The sequence below is a fragment of the Mucilaginibacter arboris genome (assembly GCF_009754915.1).
GTDB lineage: Bacteria > Bacteroidota > Bacteroidia > Sphingobacteriales > Sphingobacteriaceae > Mucilaginibacter_A > Mucilaginibacter_A arboris.
Genome location: NZ_WPIK01000055.1, coordinates 1 through 911 on the forward strand (window position 1 = coordinate 1; position 911 = coordinate 911).

Annotated in this window: 1 protein-coding gene; it reads left to right on the forward strand. The window is 34.1% G+C overall.

Annotated features, from left to right (window positions below; all coding sequences use genetic code 11):
• Positions 1-656 (forward strand): hypothetical protein (locus tag GO621_RS18685; RefSeq protein ID WP_232335714.1); only part of this gene is annotated, 656 nt, incomplete at its 5' end.
• Positions 657-911 lie beyond the last annotated feature (255 nt).

A 911-nucleotide genomic window follows, 5' to 3' on the forward strand; every position in this document is an offset into this window, starting at 1 on the left:
GCGGCTATTTACCGACCACCGTTATGACACGAAACTTTTTTACAATTATCGTACTGACACTCTCTTTGTTTTCGGTACATGCACAAACTATCAAAAGTAAAACGGCGAGTGCTGACAATAAAAATCAAAGTAAAAAAGAATTTAAAAATCAAGGCGAACAGGAAGACTATTCGGCAGAACAATTGTTCGAGAAGGAATATTCTGTAAAACATTTCGACAAATTCAAAGGTGTCATTTTAGTAAACGGTAATAATTTCAATTATGACGACCAAACATTACAAATTGTAAACACAGCAAAAGAATTAAACGGTATATTTTCAAAAGGACTTTTTTATCCAGCAGTTATTACAGGAGATATAAAAACAGTTGTGAAAAGCAAACAAGAGTTAGACACATTATCAGCAGGACAAAAACTTTCTTACTACTTTACACGAGCCGATAGTTTGACTATTTCAAACTTGGAAGAACTTAAGTTCTTGACCAAAAACTATACGCAAAAAAGATTTCGATTTTGGTTGTTTAAAAAAGGTTTTACAAACCCAACAGTTTGTTTTATCGAGTTGACTAACCACAATGCAACCAGTAAAACTGACTTGACAAGTTTTATAAACGGTGCAGCGTTAACTTTCTTTAAAAGTGGTTGGATTGTAATATAAAAACAGCCGCTAACATGGGTTTGGCAAAAAACTGGCTGACGAATTAAACATCAGCTATTGTTTTACTATTATGCTTCAGTTTTAGCTGAAGGAACAAAATTTAGCTAGTAAAAGAAGCATTGGCATTTGAATCGTTTATTTAACTTTGGTTTGAGCGGACGAGTTTCAAATACCAGTTCTTCGCCAAGCCTTGTTCGTTAGGCGCAATTTGTGTTTTCGCCCGAGAAAGTTTGCTAAAGATTTTTTTGTCCCAAA